Consider the following 20,205-nt stretch of genomic DNA (forward strand, 5'->3'; position numbering starts at 1 on the left):
CCTCATTAATCTCCTTTCAGGCAGCTCGCATACTGGTTGGCTAATTGGTTCAAAAACGCTGAATAGCTTGTTTTACCCAGTTTGATATTCGTTCCGAGCGGATCCAACGTTCCCATTCGAACGGATGTCCCTCTCGCAACAGCTTCAACGACCGCTGGCCTGAACTGTGGCTCAGCAAAAACGCAGGTTGCTTTTTGCTCAACCAACTGTGTTCTTATTTCATGTAAACGCTGCGCACCTGGTTGAATCTCAGGGTTCACGGTAAAGTGACCAAGCGGTGTTAATCCGTAGTGTTTTTCGTAATAGCCATAGGCGTCATGAAAAACGAAGTAACCTTTCCCCTTGAGCGGCGCGAGCTCGTTACCTACCTGCTTATCGGTTGCGGCTAATTGTGCCTCAAAATCCTTCAGGTTGGCGTCAAGTTTGGCTCGACTTTGCGGCATAAGTTCCACTAATTTTTCATGGATTGCAACCGCTGAGGCCCGCGCTATCTCTGGGGAAAGCCAAAGATGCATGTTGTAATCGCCATGATGGTGATGCTCGTCACTTTTTTCGCCGCCAGCATCATTGTGTCCATGATCGTCATCGTCGTCATCGGCACCTTTCATGAGTAACGGTTTCACGTCATTGAGCTGCGCAATCGTTACCTGTTTTGCGTTAGGAATATTCTTGACTGATTTTTCCATAAACGCTTCCATCTCAGGCCCAATCCAAACGACTAAGTCCGCGCCCTGTAAGCGTTTTACGTCTGAAGGACGCAATGAATAATCGTGTTCGGACGCCCCGTCAGGTAGCAAAACCTGGGTGTCAGTAACCCCGTCTGCAATGGCTGAAGCGATAAACCCCAGCGGCTTAAGAGAAGCCACGACAGTGGCATTTGCTGCCTGTGTTGCACTACCCCAAAGAGCAGCAGATAATGCTGCGAAAAGAAGCGTATTTTTATGTAACATAATGCGACCAATCATCGTAATGAATGCAAGAAATGTGATATTATAACATTCTATAACTTCTGCAAGACTAAAATTGATATGACGACTTTGGTTTCACTGGAAAATGTCTCGGTCTCTTATGGTCAACGCCGCGTCCTTTCTGACGTTTCGCTTGAACTTCGACCCGGTAAAATTTTGACGCTTCTCGGCCCTAATGGAGCAGGGAAGTCTACGCTGGTGCGCGTTGTATTAGGGCTGGTAGCGGCTGATGAGGGAGTTATCAAGCGTAATGGACAACTGCGGATTGGCTATGTGCCGCAAAAACTGTACCTCGATACTACGCTTCCGCTGACGGTAAGTCGCTTTTTGCGCTTACGTCCCGGCACCAAAAAAGAGGATATTCTTCCGGCGCTGAAACGCGTTCAGGCCGGGCATCTGATGAATGCGCCGATGCAAAAACTCTCTGGTGGAGAAACGCAACGCGTCCTGCTGGCTCGTGCTTTATTGAATAAGCCTCAGTTATTGGTGCTTGACGAGCCAACCCAGGGTGTGGATGTCAATGGGCAAGTCGCACTTTACGATCTTATCGACCAATTGCGACGTGAACTGGATTGCGCCGTACTGATGGTTTCCCATGATCTGCATTTGGTGATGGCAAAAACCGATGAGGTACTGTGCCTGAACCATCATATTTGTTGTTCCGGCGCGCCGGAAGTGGTTTCCATGCATCCGGAATTCATCTCAATGTTCGGACAACGCGGCGCCGAACAACTCGGAATATACCGTCATAATCATAATCACCGCCACGATTTACAGGGTCGTATTGTCTTACGCCGGGGAAATGGTCACTCATGATTGAATTGTTATTACCCGGTTGGTTAGCCGGGATCATGCTGGCCTGTGCCGCTGGCCCGCTTGGCTCGTTTGTGGTCTGGCGTCGAATGTCTTATTTCGGTGATACACTGGCCCACGCGTCGCTGCTGGGGGTCGCCTTTGGCCTGCTTTTGGATGTAAACCCTTTCTATGCGGTAATCGCCGTCACTTTGTTGTTGGCTGGCGGTCTGGTATGGCTGGAGAAACGCCCTCACCTCGCGATTGATACCTTACTGGGCATTATGGCCCACAGTGCGCTGTCATTAGGGCTGGTTGTCGTTAGCCTGATGTCCAACATCCGAGTGGATCTGATGGCCTACCTGTTTGGTGATTTGCTCGCCGTGACGCCAGAAGATCTCATCTCCATCGCCATTGGCGTGGTTATCGTTCTGGCGATTTTGTTCTGGCAGTGGCGTAACCTGTTGTCGATGACCATCAGCCCGGATCTGGCATTTGTCGATGGCGTGAAGCTGCAACGCGTAAAGCTACTGCTGATGCTGGTTACGGCGTTAACGATTGGCGTGGCGATGAAATTTGTTGGGGCGTTGATTATCACATCATTGCTGATTATCCCTGCGGCCACCGCACGCCGTTTTGCGCGTACGCCAGAGCAGATGGCCGGCGTTGCCGTGGGCGTTGGAATGATAGCGGTTACAGGCGGTCTGACGTTCTCAGCGTTCTATGATACGCCAGCAGGGCCATCTGTGGTGCTGTGTGCTGCACTGCTGTTTATTTTCAGCATGATGAAAAAGCAGGCGAGCTGAATGTGTGCTGCCCGGTGGCGTTTCGCTTACCGGGCGTTGCATTGTTAAGGCATTGCCGGCGGCGTGATCCCGAAATGGTTCCAGGCACGCACAGTTGCCATACGTCCACGCGGCGTACGTTGCAGAAAACCTTGCTGAATCAGATACGGTTCCAGCACGTCCTCAATGGTTTCCCGCTCTTCCCCAATCGCCGCCGCCAGGTTATCCAGTCCTACCGGTCCACCGAAGAATTTATCGATAACCGCCAGCAGCAGCTTACGGTCCATATAATCGAATCCTTCCGCATCCACATTAAGCATATCCAGTGCCTGAGCGGCGATATCTGCCGAAATTGTGCCGTCATGCTTCACTTCGGCGAAATCGCGTACCCGGCGCAATAACCGGTTGGCGATACGCGGCGTACCGCGGGCGCGGCGAGCCACTTCCAGCGCGCCTTCTTCGCTCATTTCCAGCCCCATAAAGCGGGCGCTGCGCCCAACAATGTGCTGCAGGTCAGCCACCTGATAGAACTCCAGGCGCTGGACAATACCAAAGCGGTCACGTAACGGTGACGTTAACGACCCGGCGCGCGTTGTCGCCCCGATTAGCGTAAACGGCGGCAGATCAATCTTAATCGAACGTGCAGCCGGCCCTTCACCAATCATGATATCCAGCTGATAATCTTCCATCGCCGGATACAATACCTCTTCCACCACCGGTGACAGACGATGGATTTCATCGATAAACAACACATCGTGTGGTTCAAGGTTGGTGAGCATTGCCGCCAGGTCACCCGCTTTTTCCAGTACCGGACCGGAAGTGGTACGCAGATTAACACCCATTTCATTGGCAACAATATTGGCAAGCGTGGTTTTACCGAGGCCAGGAGGACCGAAAATCAGCAGATGGTCAAGCGCGTCACCGCGCAGCTTCGCCGCCTGGATAAAAATCTCCATTTGCGAACGCACCTGCGGCTGACCAATGTACTCTTCCAGCAATTTAGGGCGGATCGCCCGATCCACCAGATCTTCTGGGGTCGTGCTGACAGCCGAAATCAGACGGTCTGCTTCAATCATCCTCTACCTCACAGCGCAGCGCGAAGCGCTTCACGAATCAGGGTTTCACTGCTGGCATCAGGGCGGGCAATCTTGCTCACCATTCGGCTGGCTTCCTGTGGTTTATAGCCCAACGCCACCAGCGCAGCAACCGCTTCCTGCTCGGCGTCGTCCGTTACCGGACTTGCCGGCGAGGTCAGTACCAAATCCGCCGCCGGGGTGAAGAGGTCGCCATGCAGACCTTTAAAGCGGTCTTTCATTTCAACAATCAAACGCTCTGCGGTTTTCTTACCAATGCCTGGTAATTTCACCAGTGCGCCAAGCTCTTCGCGTTCAACGGCATTAACAAACTGTTGCGCAGACATACCGGAGAGGATAGCCAGCGCCAGCTTCGGTCCCACACCGTTAGTTTTGATTAACTCTTTAAACAGCGTGCGCTCCTGCTTGTTGTTAAAGCCATATAGCAACTGAGCATCTTCACGCACGACAAAATGGGTGAAGATGATGGCCTCTTGCCCGGCTTCCGGCAACTCGTAGAAACAGGTCATCGGCATATGAACTTCATAGCCTACCCCACCTGTCTCCAGAAGGACCAGCGGGGGTTGTTTTTCAAGAATGATGCCTCTGAGTCTGCCTATCACGTGACGCTCCTGCGTTAAGGGCTAAAAGGTAATGCGCTATCATAAAAAAAGGCTGGATAGATATCCAGCCTCATTTATCACTAACGTAACCGACCTCGCGCCAGATTCAGCCTCGATTCGCTCATTTGCATGGCGTTCTGACTGACGTGGCAGTGGGTTATGGCAATCGCCAGCGCATCCGCAGCATCCGCCTGCGGGTTCGCCGGGAGTTTTAGCAGCGTGCGTACCATATGCTGAACCTGACTTTTTTCCGCGCTACCGATCCCCACCACTGTCTGTTTTACCTGACGGGCCGCATATTCAAACACCGGAAGATCCTGGTTAACGGCAGCAACGATTGCCACGCCGCGCGCCTGCCCCAGCTTGAGCGCCGAATCGGCGTTTTTCGCCATAAAGACCTGTTCAATGGCAAAGTAGTCCGGCTGAAACTGGGTGATGATTTCTGATACGCCCGCATAAATCAGCTTCAGGCGCGATGGTAAATCATCCACTTTCGTTCGAATGCATCCACTTCCCAGATAGGTCAACTGTCGACCGACCTGACGGATTACGCCATAACCGGTGATGCGCGACCCCGGGTCAATGCCGAGAATGATAGACATCACGCATCTCCTGTTAATTTATGGCTTAACCACATCATTCCAGCGTTGCAGCAACCTCATCTGAGATTTCGCCGTTGTGGTAAACTTCCTGCACGTCGTCACAGTCTTCCAGCATATCGATCAGACGGATCAGCTTCGGTGCTGTTTCTGCATCCATATCCGCTTTGGTGGAGGGGATCATCGACACTTCAGCCGCGTCCGCTTTCAGACCAGCCGCTTCCAGCGCATCACGCACTTTGCCCATCTCTTCCCACGCGGTATAAACGTCAATCGCGCCGTCGTCGAAGGTCACAACGTCTTCAGCACCCGCTTCCAACGCTGCTTCCATAATGGCGTCTTCATCACCTTGTTCAAAAGAGATCACGCCTTTTTTGCTGAACAGGTAAGATACGGAACCGTCGGTACCGAGATTGCCGCCCGTTTTCGTGAATGCGTGACGCACTTCCGCAACGGTGCGGTTACGGTTGTCAGACAGACATTCGATCATCACGGCTGTGCCGCCAGGACCGTAACCTTCATAGATGATGGTTTCCATGTTCGCATCATCGTCGCCACCCACACCACGCGCGATTGCACGGTTCAGGGTGTCGCGGGTCATGTTGTTAGCCAGTGCTTTATCAATCGCGGCGCGCAGACGTGGGTTAGCGTCCGGATCGCCGCCACCCAGTTTGGCTGCCGTCACCAGCTCACGAATGATTTTGGTGAAAATTTTACCACGCTTAGCATCTTGCGCTGCTTTACGATGTCTGGTGTTGGCCCATTTACTATGACCTGCCATAAATAATCTCTCCAAAAAGCGCGCCTTCTCAGGCGACGTTAATTACAAACTCTTCAATCGCCTGCCGGTTACTCCACGACTTGGTTAACTGCGCGGCTTCGAACGCATTAACCCAACGGTAGGTCAGATGTTCGGTGAACACGATCTCTCGTTCAGAGGGAAGTGCCAGGCAAAACCAGGATTCAGTATTACGCTCAATTCCCGGCGCGTAGCGATGACGTAAATGGCTAAAAATCTCAAACTCCACCGTATGCTGGCAGTCAATTAAGGTCAGTTGCTCAGTCGCAACATCAATGGCGACCTCTTCCTTTACTTCGCGCATGGCGGCTTGCGACGCGGTTTCCCCCTCTTCGAGGCTGCCGGTGACCGACTGCCAGAAATCAGGATCGTCGCGTCGCTGTAACATCAGCACTCTCCCGGTGTCCTTTGCATAAATCACGACTAACACCGAGACAGGCTGTTTATATGTCATATCAGTTATTCTCGGTCTTCTTAACAACCTGAATGCTCAGTTCCGCCAGTGCAGCTTCGTTGGCAAAGCTTGGCGCTTCAGTCATCAGACACGCTGCAGCCGTGGTTTTCGGGAACGCAATAACATCACGAATATTGTCGGTACCGGTCAGCAGCATCGTCAGGCGATCCAGACCAAACGCCAGGCCTGCATGCGGCGGTGTACCGTATTTTAGCGCATCCAGCAGGAAGCCGAACTTCTCGCGCTGCTCTTGCTCGTTAATGCCCAGAATACCGAATACGGTCTGCTGCATATCACCATTGTGGATACGCACGGAACCACCACCCACTTCATAGCCGTTGATGACCATATCATAGGCGTTGGCGACTGCATCTTCCGGCGCAGCTTTCAGCTCGGCGGCAGTCATATCTTTTGGTGCGGTGAACGGGTGGTGCATTGCGGTCAGACCACCTTCACCATCGTCTTCAAACATTGGGAAGTCGATAACCCACAGCGGCGCCCATTTGGATTCGTCGGTCAGGTTCAGGTCTTTACCCAGTTTCAGACGAAGTGCGCCCATCGCGTCGGCAACCACTTTCTTGTTGTCAGCACCGAAGAAGATCATGTCGCCGTCTTGCGCAGCGGTACGTTCCAGAATCGCTTCCACGATTTCTGCGTTCAGGAACTTGGCAACCGGGCTGGTGATACCTTCCAGGCCTTTCGCACGCTCGGTGACTTTGATGTAAGCCAGACCTTTCGCGCCGTAAATCTTAATAAAGTTACCGTAATCGTCGATCTGCTTACGGCTTAAGCTCGCGCCGCCCGGTACGCGCAGGGCAGCCACACGGCCTTTCGGATCGTTCGCCGGACCAGAGAATACGGCGAACTCAACGCCTTTCACCAGATCAGCAACGTCAACCAGCTCCATCGGGTTACGCAAGTCTGGTTTATCAGAGCCGTAACGACGCTCAGCTTCGGTGAAGGTCATGATCGGGAAATCACCCAGATCCACACCTTTCACTTCCAGCCACAGATTACGTACCAGCGCTTCCATCACTTCACGCACCTGCGGTGCGGTCATGAAGGACGTCTCAACGTCGATCTGGGTAAATTCAGGCTGACGGTCAGCACGTAAGTCTTCATCACGGAAGCATTTTACGATCTGATAATAGCGGTCAAAACCAGACATCATCAGCAGCTGTTTAAACAGTTGAGGAGACTGCGGCAGCGCGTAGAACTTACCTTTGTGTACGCGAGAAGGAACCAGGTAATCGCGCGCACCTTCCGGCGTCGCTTTGGTCAGCATTGGCGTTTCGATGTCGAGGAAGCCGTGGTCGTCCATAAAACGACGTACCAGACTGGTGATTTTGGCGCGCGTTTTCAGGCGCTGCGCCATTTCAGGACGACGCAGATCCAGGTAGCGATACTTCAGTCGCGCTTCTTCGGTATTTACGTGGTTAGAGTCCAGCGGCAGCGAATCTGAACGGTTAATGATGGTCAGATCGGAAGCCAGCACTTCAATTTCGCCCGTCGCCATATCAGCGTTGACGTTTTTCGCATCACGCGCACGCACGGTGCCCGTAACCTGGATGCAGAACTCATTACGCAGTTCGGAGGCCAGCTTTAACGCGTCCGCACGGTCCGGATCGAAAAATACCTGCACGATACCTTCGCGGTCGCGCATATCGATAAAGATCAGGCTACCAAGATCACGACGACGGTTGACCCAACCACACAGAGTCACCTGCTGCCCCTCGTGGGACAGACGTAGCTGTCCGCAATATTCTGTACGCATGAGATATCCCTTAACTTTGCCGCAGGCAGATTGTCACCTGTCTCGCAGATGACGAAGTCGCAGCTTTAGCTGAATGTCACAACTGAATGAAAAAAGGCGGCTATTATACTGGAAATTCTGCCGCACGATAAGTCCGGTACTGACTGTACGCCTGTTTCCTGGACGGGCATTGCGTAATCTCACAAAAAATAACAAAAATTGTCGCCCCTTTCACACTGATTCGCGATTAAGGTGTAACGGAATTCTTTTTTACTGGAGTAAGCATGCTGGAACTGAACGCAAAAACAACCGCCCTTGTCGTTATCGATCTACAGGAAGGGATCCTACCTTTCGCTGGCGGCCCACACTCGGCAAATGATGTGGTTGCCCGCGCTGCGCAGTTGGCGGAAAAATTCCGTGCCCACGGTTCCCCGGTTGTGATGGTGCGCGTCGGCTGGTCTGACAATTATGCCGACGCGCTGAAACAACCGGTTGATGCTCAGACTCCGGCCAAAGCATTACCTGAAAACTGGTGGGATTACCCGACTGCTCTGGGGAAATGTGCCAGCGACCTTGAAGTAACCAAACGCCAGTGGGGTGCGTTCTATGGCACCGATCTGGAATTACAACTGCGTCGCCGGGGTATCGATACCATCGTCCTGTGCGGTATATCCACTAATATTGGCGTGGAGTCCACGGCGCGAAATGCATGGGAGCTGGGTTTTAATCTGATCGTTGCAGAAAACGCCTGTAGCGCCGCCAGCGCTGAGCAACATCAGGGCAGCATGACGCACATATTCCCGCGCATTGCCCGCGTACGCAGCGTGGACGAGATCCTGCACGCGCTATGATTTATATCGGTTTACCCCAATGGTCGCACCCAAAGTGGGTGCGTTTGGGGATCACCAGTCTGGAAGAATATGCCCGCTATTTAAACTGTGTGGAGGGCAACACCACGCTGTACGCACTGCCAAAAGCCGAGATTGTTGCGCGCTGGCATGCACAGACCACCGATGCGTTTCGATTTTGTTTTAAGTTTCCGGCCACCATTTCGCATCAGGCTGCGCTGCGTAATTGCGATGACCTGGTGCAGGAATTTTTCGCGCGCATGTCGCCGCTGGAATCACGCATTGGACAATACTGGCTGCAATTACCCGCGACTTTTGGCCCGCGCGACTTGCCTGCCTTATGGCAGTTTCTCGATGCGCTCCCTAAATCATTTACCTACGGTGTTGAAGTTCGCCATCCTGAATTCTTTGCCAAAGGCGAAGCAGAGCAGCTATTCAATCGTGGTTTACACGAGCGCGGGGTAAACCGGGTGATTCTGGACAGCCGTCCGGTGCATGCCGCAATCCCGCATACTGAAGCGATACGTGACGCTCAGCGTAAGAAACCAAAGGTTCCGGTGCATGCGGTGGTGACGGCAAATCATCCGATGGTACGTTTTATCGGCAGCGATGATATGGCACAAAACAGCGCACTTTTCGCCGTCTGGCTGACCAAGCTGTCGCTATGGCAGCAAACCTCAACGCCGTATCTGTTTCTACATACGCCGGATATCGCGCAGGCCCCGCAGCTTGTCGATACGCTATGGGCAGATTTACACAGCGCCCTGCCAGAGATCGGATCAGCACCTTCTATTCCACAGCAATCTTCTCTTTTCTGACAATGCCACCTATCATAGTCAAGGCCATCAGCCATTTTAAAAGGGAGTTTGTATGGTAAGCGCGCTTTATGCCGTATTGGGTGCGTTATTGTTAATAAAGTTCTCTTTTGACGTCGTTCGCCTGCGTATGCAATACCGCGTTGCTTACGGCGACGGAGGTTTTAGCGAACTACAAAGCGCTATCCGCATTCACGGTAATGCGGTGGAATATATTCCCATTGCACTGGTGCTGCTGTTATTTATGGAAATGAACGGCGCAGAGACGTGGATGGTGCATATTTGCGGGCTGATGTTGATTGCCGGACGACTGATGCATTATTACGGATTCCACCACCGGCTTTTCCGCTGGCGACGTTCAGGCATGAGCGCAACCTGGTGTTCGCTGTTGCTAATGGTGCTGGCGAATCTTTGGTATATGCCCTGGGAGTTGGTTTTCTCCCTGCATTAGCGCACAATACGCCACTTTATTTTTCCCGGATTTTTACGTTATGTCTCACCGCGACACGCTTTTTTCTGCGCCTATCGCCAGTCTGGGTGACTGGACCTTTGATGAACGGGTAGCTGAAGTCTTCCCGGATATGATCCAGCGTTCCGTTCCCGGCTACTCCAACATCATTTCTATGATTGGCATGCTGGCCGAACGTTTCGTACAACCCAACACGCAGGTCTACGATCTTGGCTGCTCTCTGGGCGCGGCGACGCTCTCGGTGCGTCGCAATATTCATCACGAGAATTGCAAAATTATTGCTGTCGACAACTCTCCGGCTATGGTTGAACGCTGTCGTCGTCACATTGATGCTTATAAAGCACCGACTCCGGTTGAGGTTGTCGAAGGCGATATTCGCAACATTACTATCGAAAACGCCTCGATGGTGGTGCTAAATTTTACCCTGCAATTCCTTGAGCCACCCGAGCGCCAGGCATTGTTGGATAAGATTTATCAGGGGCTGAATCCCGGCGGCGCGCTGGTGCTATCTGAAAAATTCAGCTTCGAAGACGCGAACGTAGGCGAGTTGCTGTTCAACATGCACCACGACTTCAAACGAGCAAATGGCTATAGCGAACTGGAAATCAGCCAGAAGCGCAGTATGCTGGAGAACGTGATGCTGACCGACTCTGTCGAAACGCACAAAGCGCGTCTGCATCAGGCTGGTTTTGAACACAGTGAATTGTGGTTCCAGTGCTTTAACTTTGGTTCTCTGGTGGCATTGAAAGATGAGGCTAGCGCATGATCGACTTTGGTAACTTTTATCAGCTGATTGCCAAAAATCATCTTTCTCATTGGCTGGAAACGCTGCCAGCGCAAATCGCGACCTGGCAGCGTGATCAACACGGCTTGTTTAAGCAGTGGTCGAACGCGGTAGAGTTTCTGCCCGAACTGAAGCCGTATCGTCTGGATTTACTGCATAGCGTCACCGCAGAAAGCGAAGAGCCGCTCAGCGACGGTCAGCTCAAACGTATCGACACCCTGATGCGTAACCTGATGCCATGGCGTAAAGGGCCGTACTCATTGTACGGCGTCAATATTGATACCGAGTGGCGCTCAGACTGGAAGTGGGATCGCGTTCTGCCGCACTTGTCTGACCTCACCGGACGCACCATTCTTGATGTCGGTTGCGGCAGTGGCTATCACATGTGGCGCATGATTGGCGCGGGCGCACATCTGGCGGTCGGTATCGATCCGACCCAGCTGTTCCTGTGCCAGTTTGAGGCAGTGCGTAAACTGCTGGGCAATGATCAGCGCGCGCATCTGCTGCCGCTGGGTATTGAACAGCTTCCGGCACTCAACGCCTTTGATACCGTATTCTCCATGGGAGTGCTTTACCACCGCCGCTCACCGTTGGAACATCTCTGGCAGTTGAAGGATCAATTGGTTAAAGATGGCGAACTGGTACTGGAAACGCTGGTGGTTGAAGGCGACGAAAATACCGTACTGGTGCCAGGCGATCGCTACGCCCAGATGCGTAACGTTTACTTTATTCCGTCTGCGCTGGCGCTAAAAAACTGGCTGGAGAAATGCGGGTTTGTTGATGTGCGTATTGCCGACGTATGTGTGACCACTACCGAAGAACAGCGCCGCACCGAATGGATGATAACCGAATCGCTGGCCGATTTCCTCGACCCGAACGACCACAGCAAAACGGTGGAAGGCTACCCTGCTCCACTACGTGCGGTATTGATTGCACGTAAGCCGTAGTCACTTTTTGCCAGATGACCGTTACGTATAGCACCATTTATCCAAAATAGTTCAAGTTGCAGCAAGGCGGCCAACGCCGCTGCGGCTTGAAATATGAAGGAGAAAAAAAGGCCCCTGTTGAAATTGCAGGGGCCTGGTACGAGCAAGCATCATATTGGGCGACATGATGCAACGGTAAAAATCAGCTGGCCTGATGGTGTGCAATGATCGCTTTCATTTCCGCAACCGCCACCCCGTCTACCGCATAGCGAGAATACTCATCCGCCTGCGAATCCGAAGACATCGACAACCCCGTATTGCGATAACGCATGGGTGAAGCCTGCCATACTCCGGCAGAACTGTGGACTTCCTGCACTCCGGCATTAAGGAACAGGGACAAATTCGAGGCGCGAACCCCCGCTCCGGCCATAATGATTGGAGCACCTGCCTGCGCAATAAGTTCCATTATTTTTGTTAAACCTTGCGCCGCATCTGATTTTTGCCCAGAAGTCAGCACTCTGGCGACGCCCAAATCAGCTAATTTTTTTAGCGCATTGAGTGGGTTAGCACACATATCAAAGGCCCGATGAAAAGTGACGTGCAACGGACCGGCAGCGATCATTATTTTCTCCATGCGCGGCATATCAACATCGCCATCCGCATCTAAAATGCCAGTTACCACCCCTGAGAACCCGAGTTCCCTCACCATCGCAATATCATCCAGCATTGCAGCAAATTCACCGTTGGTGTAACAAAAGTCGCCTCCACGCGGGCGAATAATGGGATTGACGGGAATCGAAATATGCTGGCGAACAGAACGCAAGACGCCCAGCGACGGCGTTAAGCCCCCCTCTTTCGGCGCTGAACAAAGCTCAATACGATCCGCGCCATATTGTTGCGCCGTACGCGCGCACTCCATGCTGTAACAGCAGATTTCCAGTAAAGCCATACTCACTCCTGACGTTCGCTGGCCACAATCGCTTCAATCGACCACGGATGAAATTTTATCGTCACGCTGCCGTCGCTAACCGCCAGCGTAGGGTTTGGTAAACGCTCGCGCTCGCCTTTTGGTGAACTTGTTTTTACAAATATGCCCGGCTGGCTTAGTCCAGAATCTGAAAGCAGCGCCAGCGCTCGCGCATTCAACGTCTCCACGTCGCCCGGCAGAACTATTTCAACATGCTCCCAGCCTTCATGCTGATAGCGTTTTTCGCCCGGCCATGGCAGTTCTACGATGCTAAATTGCCAGTGTTGCACACAGACGGGCTCATTGAGTTTGAACAAACAAATCGGTCGGCCATTAATGATATTTTCTGACAATAGTTCGCCGCACTGCTCAAAACCACGACGCCAGCGCTCTGCGGTGGTATTTTGATGACAGCGCAGAGAAATGTGATCGGCTTCAAACGATGAGACATCCAGCCCAAGGCGAGTGGAAAGATCCGTTAACGCCTGAATGAAATGCGGTAAATCTGCGGAAATATCATGCAGTTCTGCAACTGTTTGCCAGTTCGCCATAATTAAAGCTCATATCCATGTTCAAAGCGGCTAATTTACCCTGTTGCGCAGCCCCAACCAACTGCTGATTTTCTTAAGCGCGATATGAATAATTATACGTAGTTTCAATGTTTATATTTCAGGCTGCTGGCGGTGCTCGCAATGCTGACGGCAACGGGCATTTGCAGTATACTCCCGCCCTTAATTCTTAAACTGGTGCGGTCAATTTTAAGCCGCTTCATAAATGTAAGGTATTCCGGTGAATATTCAGGCTCTTCTCTCAGAAAAAGTCAGTCAGGCCATGATTGCTGCAGGCGCGCCTGCAGATTGCGAACCACAGGTTCGTCAGTCAGCAAAAGTACAGTTCGGCGACTATCAGGCTAACGGCATGATGGCTGTCGCGAAAAAACTGGGTATGGCGCCGCGACAACTGGCTGAGCAGGTGCTGACTCATCTGGATCTCAACGGGATCGCCAGCAAAGTAGAAATTGCGGGCCCGGGCTTTATTAACATTTTTCTCGATCCGGCATTTCTGGCGCAGCACGTTCAGCAGGCGCTGACCTCCGATCGTTTGGGCGTCACCCAACCGGCTAAACAAACCGTTGTGGTTGACTACTCCGCACCTAACGTCGCGAAAGAAATGCACGTTGGTCACCTGCGTTCCACCATCATCGGTGACGCTGCCGTGCGTACGCTAGAGTTCCTTGGTCACAATGTTATCCGCGCTAACCACGTCGGCGACTGGGGCACTCAATTCGGTATGCTCATCGCGTGGCTGGAAAAACAGCAGCAGGAAAATGCCGGAGAGATGGCGCTGGCTGATCTGGAAGGTTTCTACCGTGATGCGAAAAAACATTACGACGAAGATGAAGCCTTCGCAGAACGCGCCCGTAGCTATGTTGTGAAGCTGCAAGGCGGCGACGAGTACTTCCGTGAAATGTGGCGCAAACTGGTCGACATTACCATGTCACAAAACCAGTTAACCTACGATCGCCTTAACGTTACCCTGACCCGTGACGACGTCATGGGTGAAAGTCTGTACAACCCGATGTTGCCTGGCATTGTGGCCGATCTCAAAGCGAAAGGTCTGGCTGTTGAAAGCGAAGGCGCTACCGTCGTATTCCTTGATGAGTATAAGAACAAGGAAGGCGAACCGATGGGCGTTATCATTCAAAAGAAAGATGGCGGCTATCTCTACACCACGACCGACATCGCCTGCGCCAAGTATCGTTATGAAACGCTGCATGCCGATCGCGTACTGTATTACATCGACTCCCGTCAGCATCAACACTTAATGCAGGCCTGGACCATCGTGCGTAAAGCAGGTTATGTGCCGGACTCCGTACCGCTGGAACACCACATGTTCGGTATGATGCTGGGTAAAGATGGTAAACCGTTCAAAACACGTGCGGGCGGCACGGTAAAACTGGCCGATCTGCTGGATGAAGCGCTGGAGCGCGCACGTCGTCTGGTGGCAGAGAAGAACCCGGACATGCCTGCCGACGAGCTGGAAAAACTGGCGAATGCGGTCGGTATCGGCGCGGTGAAATATGCGGATCTGTCGAAAAACCGTACCACCGACTACATCTTCGACTGGGACAACATGCTGGCATTCGAAGGCAATACCGCACCGTACATGCAGTATGCTTACACCCGCGTACTGTCCGTATTCCGTAAAGCGGATATCGACGAAAGCGCGCTGGCAAATGCGCAGGTGATTATCAACGAAGATCGCGAGGCTCAGTTGGCTGCGCGTCTGCTGCAGTTTGAAGAAACGCTGACCGTTGTTGCACGTGAAGGTACACCGCACGTGATGTGTGCTTACCTGTACGACGTTGCCGGTCTGTTCTCCGGTTTCTATGAGCACTGCCCTATCCTTAGCGCTGAAAACGAAGAAATTCGTAACAGCCGCCTGAAACTGGCACAGCTGACGGCGAAAACGCTGAAGCTGGGTCTGGATACACTGGGTATCGAAACCGTAGAACGTATGTAAGTGTGCTAAAAAAATCAGGCCTGAGTTCGGATGTCGGACTCAGGCCTTTTTTATTTCCGTAAAGGGCTATCTGTAACAACTCACAAGGAATGACACATTTCCGTAGAGAGATGGAACATTTTTTGCCTGTCATCCCGGTTATGCCTCCGTATTATTAGGCGGCGAATTAATCGGGTACGGTTCAATGACATTCAGAGATTTTGAGGCGGAAGAAAAACTCTTCCAGCGGCGTGTATTGGTAGCCTTTGGCCTGGTGGTCATCTGCTTTGGCATCCTGATTTACAATCTCTACAACTTACAAATCTGTCAGCATCAGTATTACACCACCCGGTCGAACGCAAACGACATCAAAATGCTCCCCGTGGCCCCAACGCGTGGCATGATTTACGATCGCAACGGCATCCCGCTGGTGCGTAACGTCACCTGGTATGACATTTCCGTTACACCTTACAAAATCAGCGATATGAATGCCTTGATTGAGCAACTCACGCCCATCGTTGATCTCACCCCTGACGATATTGACCAGTTTCGCCATGAATTGAAAACCAGCAGCCGCTATCGCCCGGTCGTGCTAAAAAATGCGCTGACCGATGTGGAAATCGCCCGTTTTTCGGTTAACCAGTTTCGTTTCAGCGGCGTCAATATCAACAGCTATGAAGACCGCCAGTACCCTTATGGCGCGGCGCTGGCACATGTCCTTGGCTATGTTTCAAAAATCAATGATAGCGATCTGAAAACGCTGGATAAAAAAGGTCTGGCAGAGAATTACGCCGCCGATCACAACATCGGGAAACAGGGTATCGAGCATTATTACGAAAATGAACTGCATGGGAAAACCGGTTATCAGGAGGTGGAAGTTGATAACCACGGACGCATCGTGCGTCAGATCAAAGATGTGCCACCCGTTGCCGGAAAAGATATCCATCTGACGCTGGACCTGCACTTGCAGCAATACATTGAGAGCCTGTTAGCGGGCCAGCGGGCCGCGGTTTTGGTTGAAGATCCGCACGACGGCTCCGTGCTGGCAATGGTCTCAAATCCCAGCTATGACCCCAACCCGTTTGTCAAAGGCATCAGTTATCAGGACTACAACAAGCTGCTTCAGGATAAAGACCTGCCATTGATCAACCGCGTCACCCAGGGATTGTATCCTCCCGCCTCTACGGTTAAACCGTATATGGCGATGTCAGCGTTACTGGACGGCGTGATTACGCCGCAGACCAGCTTCTTCGGTGCGCCCACCTGGACCCTCCCTGGCACCGATCGACATTACCGGGACTGGAAAAAAACCGGCCACGGTATGTTGGATGTCACCAAAGCGATTGAAGAGTCTGCCGACACGTTCTTTTACCAGGTGGCGTATATGATGGGAATTGACCGGATTAACAGCATGCTCAGCCAGTTTGGCTATGGCAAACCGACCGGCATCGATCTTGATGAGGAGTATAACGGCCTGCTCCCGAGTCGCGAATGGAAACAGAAAGTGCATAAAAAAGCCTGGTATCAGGGAGATACCATTTCGGTTGGTATCGGTCAGGGCTACTGGATTGCCACGCCTATCCAGATGGTAAAAGCCATGGTCGCACTGATTAACAACGGCAAGGTTATCGCCCCTCACCTGCTCCTTGATGAAGAAAGTGGAAAAGCCATCACGCCGTATCAGGCTCCCGAAGCACCCACACAAATTGCTTCTGCTTCATCACCCTATTGGGGATTGGTGCGTCAGGCGATGTTCGGCATGGCGAATGAACCAAACGGCACGGGGTATAAGTTCTTTCACACCGCGCCTTATGGCATTGCCGCAAAAAGCGGCACATCACAGGTCTTTAGCCTGAAAGAAAATCAGACCTACAATGCGAAAATGATCCCGATACGCCTGCGCGACCACGTGTTCTATACCGCGTTTGCGCCGTATAAGAACCCGAAAGTCGCTGTGGCGTTAATTCTCGAAAACGGCGGCAGCGATGGCGTCACCGCCGCGCCGGTCATGCGTCAAATAATGGATCATCTGTTTGATCAGCAGGACAACATTGCACCAACAGAGACAACTGAACAAGCAGGTCCGATAGCAGCGGCACTATCGGACGCCGATATCAAAAATACTTACGCAAGTATTCGGTAAGGCACAGCATCGCCATCGCCTGTCCGTAAGGCATGGAGGTCCGCGGGATGTTGCGGTAGAAATCGAGATTGTGACCCATTCCGGTCCCAAACGAGGTATGCAGCAATTCACCTTCCGGTGAAATATGTTGCACAATGCCTCTGATGGCTTTTTCGGCTACTGCTGCATAGTCTTGTCCGACATAGCGTTTACGTACCGCCTTGAGGATCCCATAAGCAAATCCGGCGGTAGCCGATGCTTCCAGATACGACTGCGGGTCGTCCAGCAAGGTGTGCCACAGTCCGCTTTCATCCTGGCACTTCGCCAGCGCCGCGATTTGCGCATTCAGAACCTGCACCAGATAGCGATGCACGGCATTGTTTTCCGGCAAATCAAGTAACTCAAGGAAGTCCGGAATAACTATAGTTAACCAGCTGTTGCCACGCGCCCAACGCGCGTTGGCGAAGTTATGCTGCCCTTCATAGTTCCAGCCGTGGAACCACAACCCCGTTTCTTTATCCATCAGGTTTTGTACGTGCAGCAGGAACTGATAGGTTGCCTCTTCAATATACTCGGGACGGTTAAGCAACTTGCCAATCTTCGCCAGCGGTAAAACCGTCATCATCAACGTGTCATCCCACATCTGCTGATGATTTTCTTCCGCCAGCGTAATGTGTTGCATACCGCCGAAATCAGTGCGCGGCATATCATGCATTGCCCACTCAGCCCAACTGTCGAGCCACGGCAGATACACGGGATTACGCGTCTCTTCATAGCGATACGCCAGCGTTAAAAACGGCGCCATGGTGTTAACGTTTTTGGTTGTTGCGCCTTCAGCAAAGCGATCGGCAAACCAGCTGTTGATGATATCGCGCATCGTTGCATCGCCGGTTTGTTGATAATACTGATACATTCCGTACAAGCCGACGCCGTGCGTCCACTCCCATCCCGCCCAGCCCTTGGTATCGATAACACGCCCGTCATCCAGGCGTAACAAGAACTCGCCGGTCTCATCATGAATATTGACCAGGTTATGCGTCACCTTTTTGATCAACGCTTTTAATTCATCCCTGGCAATAAAATGTTCTGGCTGACGCAACAATGGGCTGTGTTTAACCGGGTAAACAATCATTTACTTAACCTCTGTCAATGTCGAATTCAATGCGGCACCCTTTTCCAGCTTCGGAGCCGCGGGTTTATTACGATTCAGGTAACCAATATTGTTGTTACCCCAAAGTGATTCATATGGCATGCCCGACAGCATCTCTACGGTGGCGCGTCCTTTCGTGGAAAGTCCTTCCAGCACAGGTCGCCCAGACTCACGCATTTTTGCCGTCTCTTCACGCAGGGTACTGTGTGTTTGCAGGTTCAGTTTAAAGCACAGGGAAACCAGGAAGCCCAGTGCCAGAACAATCAGCGTGCCGCAGCTCAGAATTAACAGGATGGTATGGCTGACTGCCGCAGGCTGCATGCCCTGACCGGAGACAAAACCGGACAACTGCATAATAATCCCCACCAGCATCACAGCCCCCGCCTGCGACGCTTTACGTGTTAACGTCATAATGCCGGCGAAGATCCCTTCGCGACGCTGGCCGGTAATCACTTCGTCAACGTCGGCGATATAGGTGTAGATATTCCAGGGAACGTAATTGATGCCGCCACGTCCCAGACCCGCCACGGCGGATACCAGCAGCAACAGAGAATAAACATCGCTGAGCCCGGCGTAATACAGCCCCGCGTAGGAGAGTGAACTGAGGCCAAACAGGACCACCACCATGCGATAAGACGGCGCGGGTCCGAAACGGATGCACAATGGGATCATGGCGATAACGGCAATAAACTGGAAGATAGCCATCGTACCCAGCAGATTTGACGCCATCGATGCTTCCTGCATCAGCACAAACACCACATAATAAGTAAAGACGGCGTTGAAAACGTCCTGCGCAATATAGCCGCCAAGATACATACCTAAATGTTGGCGAAAGATACGGATACGTAGCGTTGAACTCAGTTCAACAAGCAAGCGGTTCATACTCTGGCTAAAGGTCAGGCTTTTCTTCTCTTCTTCAGCTTGCAGGGCCGCCTGGGTCCACTCTTCCCGCGGGCGTTCCCAGGTAAAGAACCAGACGAAAGTCAGCATCAGTGCGCACAGCACTGAGAACACCAGACTGGCGTAGAAAAAAGACACCGGATTGTCTTTGCCAAACAGCGTCAGCAGAACACCGGGTAAGAATGAGGCCAGAATGGCTGACATTTGCGCCATCGAAATACGCGCGCCGGAGAATTTGGTTTTCTGTTTAAAGTCATCGGTCATTTCAGGCACCAGAGTTTCGTATGGCACCAGAATCATGGTGTAGACCACGTCAAAAATCAGATAGGTGAGTAGGTAGTACCAGAATCCCATATCCCCCACCCACATTAGCGAGTAACTAAAGACACAAGGGATCCCCAACAGAATAAAAAACTTACGACGCCCAAAGCGTTTACCGAGCCAGGTTGAGCCAAAGTTATCGGTTAAAAAACCCATTAACGGACTCACGATGGCATCCAGCACCCTGGCGGTAGCAAAAATAAAGGTCGCTTCGATAGGCGTCAGACCACAGAACGTGGTGTAGAAATAGAGCAGCCAGGCCGCGGTTAATGCCGTGGTGCCTGCGCCTAAAAAATCGCCAGAACCGTAGGCAAAATAGTTAACCAGGCCAATTTTTCGTGTCTTCATTGCCGTTACCCCTGCACATTATTGGGAGGCCCCACAATCCTCGCTTTGACATAGGGCATCCTTACAGGGCCACAGTAAAAGCTAACAGCAAGTGAAACCTTTCTATTTCTGCCAGGGGGATTCGCAAAATGGCAACAGCACAAAGAGTCCGGCAACGTATGTCACCTATTTTATAAAACAGTGTTTCTATTTAATCAAAGAGGCGGG

The 20,205-nt window shown here is 52.1% G+C and carries 20 protein-coding genes; 9 read left to right on the plus strand and 11 right to left on the minus strand.

From position 1 onward, the window contains the following. Positions 1–5 precede the first annotated feature (5 nt). Positions 6–950, minus strand: coding sequence for a zinc ABC transporter substrate-binding protein ZnuA (znuA, locus tag OGY15_RS15190; protein WP_151219486.1), 945 nt, complete (start codon positions 948–950; stop codon positions 6–8). Positions 951–1,028: 78 nt separating this feature from the next. Here znuA and znuC point away from each other — a divergent pair, with 78 nt between their 5' ends. Beyond that, positions 1,029–1,784, plus strand: coding sequence for a zinc ABC transporter ATP-binding protein ZnuC (gene znuC / locus OGY15_RS15195; RefSeq protein WP_006684140.1), 756 nt, complete (start codon positions 1,029–1,031; stop codon positions 1,782–1,784). Then, positions 1,781–2,566, plus strand: coding sequence for a zinc ABC transporter permease subunit ZnuB (gene znuB / locus OGY15_RS15200; protein ID WP_003034874.1), 786 nt, complete (start codon positions 1,781–1,783; stop codon positions 2,564–2,566). Before znuC ends, znuB begins: the two co-directional genes overlap by 4 nt. A gap of 44 nt (positions 2,567–2,610) precedes the next feature. Here znuB and ruvB read toward each other — a convergent pair whose 3' ends face one another. The 6 genes from ruvB to aspS form a co-directional block, all read right to left on the minus strand. Next, a complete protein-coding gene (gene ruvB / locus OGY15_RS15205; RefSeq protein WP_151219487.1) occupies positions 2,611–3,621 on the minus strand; it encodes a Holliday junction branch migration DNA helicase RuvB in 1,011 nt (336 codons plus the stop codon). An 8-nt stretch (positions 3,622–3,629) separates the two neighbouring features. Beyond that, positions 3,630–4,241, minus strand: coding sequence for a Holliday junction branch migration protein RuvA (gene ruvA, locus OGY15_RS15210; protein WP_005120694.1), 612 nt, complete (start codon positions 4,239–4,241; stop codon positions 3,630–3,632). Positions 4,242–4,321: 80 nt separating this feature from the next. Continuing rightward, positions 4,322–4,843, minus strand: coding sequence for a crossover junction endodeoxyribonuclease RuvC (gene ruvC, locus OGY15_RS15215; protein ID WP_006176048.1), 522 nt, complete (start codon positions 4,841–4,843; stop codon positions 4,322–4,324). A 34-nt stretch (positions 4,844–4,877) separates the two neighbouring features. Beyond that, positions 4,878–5,621: a YebC/PmpR family DNA-binding transcriptional regulator gene (locus OGY15_RS15220; protein WP_286539883.1), complete on the minus strand. Its 744-nt coding sequence runs from the start codon at positions 5,619–5,621 to the stop codon at positions 4,878–4,880. Positions 5,622–5,649: 28 nt separating this feature from the next. Then, entirely contained in the window at positions 5,650–6,093 is a 444-nt protein-coding gene (gene nudB, locus OGY15_RS15225; protein WP_286539885.1) for a dihydroneopterin triphosphate diphosphatase, read from the minus strand. 1 nt (position 6,094) lies between these two features. Further along, complete coding sequence (gene aspS, locus OGY15_RS15230; protein ID WP_286539887.1) at positions 6,095–7,867, minus strand: aspartate--tRNA ligase; 1,773 nt, start codon at positions 7,865–7,867, stop codon at positions 6,095–6,097. Positions 7,868–8,130: 263 nt separating this feature from the next. Here aspS and OGY15_RS15235 point away from each other — a divergent pair, with 263 nt between their 5' ends. The 5 genes from OGY15_RS15235 to cmoB are packed head-to-tail and all read left to right on the plus strand — an operon-like array spanning position 8,131 to position 11,709. Then, a complete protein-coding gene (locus OGY15_RS15235; RefSeq protein ID WP_286539889.1) occupies positions 8,131–8,697 on the plus strand; it encodes a hydrolase in 567 nt (188 codons plus the stop codon). Beyond that, on the plus strand, positions 8,694–9,512 hold the full coding sequence (locus tag OGY15_RS15240) for a DUF72 domain-containing protein (protein ID WP_286539890.1): 819 nt from the start codon (positions 8,694–8,696) through the stop codon (positions 9,510–9,512). The genes OGY15_RS15235 and OGY15_RS15240 overlap by 4 nt, the downstream gene beginning before the upstream one ends. Positions 9,513–9,564: 52 nt before the next feature. Continuing rightward, positions 9,565–9,960, plus strand: a complete 396-nt coding sequence (locus OGY15_RS15245; protein WP_151218853.1) for an MAPEG family protein — start codon at positions 9,565–9,567, stop codon at positions 9,958–9,960. A gap of 40 nt (positions 9,961–10,000) precedes the next feature. Then, positions 10,001–10,744: a carboxy-S-adenosyl-L-methionine synthase CmoA gene (cmoA, locus tag OGY15_RS15250; RefSeq protein ID WP_151218854.1), complete on the plus strand. Its 744-nt coding sequence runs from the start codon at positions 10,001–10,003 to the stop codon at positions 10,742–10,744. Next, positions 10,741–11,709, plus strand: a complete 969-nt coding sequence (gene cmoB / locus OGY15_RS15255) for a tRNA 5-methoxyuridine(34)/uridine 5-oxyacetic acid(34) synthase CmoB (RefSeq protein ID WP_151225614.1) — start codon at positions 10,741–10,743, stop codon at positions 11,707–11,709. Before cmoA ends, cmoB begins: the two co-directional genes overlap by 4 nt. 181 nt (positions 11,710–11,890) lie before the next feature. On the opposite strand, the gene cutC is transcribed toward cmoB, so the two are convergent. Both cutC and OGY15_RS15265 read right to left on the minus strand, forming a co-directional pair. Then, complete coding sequence (cutC, locus tag OGY15_RS15260; protein WP_286539893.1) at positions 11,891–12,637, minus strand: copper homeostasis protein CutC; 747 nt, start codon at positions 12,635–12,637, stop codon at positions 11,891–11,893. A 2-nt stretch (positions 12,638–12,639) separates the two neighbouring features. After that, positions 12,640–13,206 carry a VOC family protein gene (locus OGY15_RS15265; protein WP_286539895.1) on the minus strand — a complete coding sequence of 189 codons (567 nt, stop codon included), beginning with the start codon at positions 13,204–13,206 and terminating at the stop codon, positions 12,640–12,642. A 238-nt stretch (positions 13,207–13,444) separates the two neighbouring features. Here OGY15_RS15265 and argS point away from each other — a divergent pair, with 238 nt between their 5' ends. Together argS and mrdA2 are read left to right on the plus strand one after the other, a co-directional pair. Beyond that, complete coding sequence (gene argS, locus OGY15_RS15270; RefSeq protein ID WP_101742217.1) at positions 13,445–15,178, plus strand: arginine--tRNA ligase; 1,734 nt, start codon at positions 13,445–13,447, stop codon at positions 15,176–15,178. A gap of 184 nt (positions 15,179–15,362) precedes the next feature. Then, entirely contained in the window at positions 15,363–17,300 is a 1,938-nt protein-coding gene (mrdA2, locus tag OGY15_RS15275) for a peptidoglycan DD-transpeptidase MrdA2 (RefSeq protein WP_210905215.1), read from the plus strand. Here the strand turns inward: mrdA2 and bglB are convergent. Together bglB and OGY15_RS15285 are read right to left on the minus strand one after the other, a co-directional pair. After that, a complete protein-coding gene (gene bglB, locus OGY15_RS15280; protein WP_286539899.1) occupies positions 17,272–18,411 on the minus strand; it encodes a beta-galactosidase BglB in 1,140 nt (379 codons plus the stop codon). The two genes, mrdA2 and bglB, sit on opposite strands and share 29 nt — an antisense overlap. Beyond that, entirely contained in the window at positions 18,412–19,998 is a 1,587-nt protein-coding gene (locus OGY15_RS15285) for an MFS transporter (protein WP_278238146.1), read from the minus strand. Positions 19,999–20,205 lie beyond the last annotated feature (207 nt).

Origin of the sequence: Citrobacter sp. Cu231 (assembly GCF_030332265.1) — a bacterium.
Taxonomy (GTDB): Bacteria; Pseudomonadota; Gammaproteobacteria; order Enterobacterales; family Enterobacteriaceae; genus Citrobacter; species Citrobacter meridianamericanus.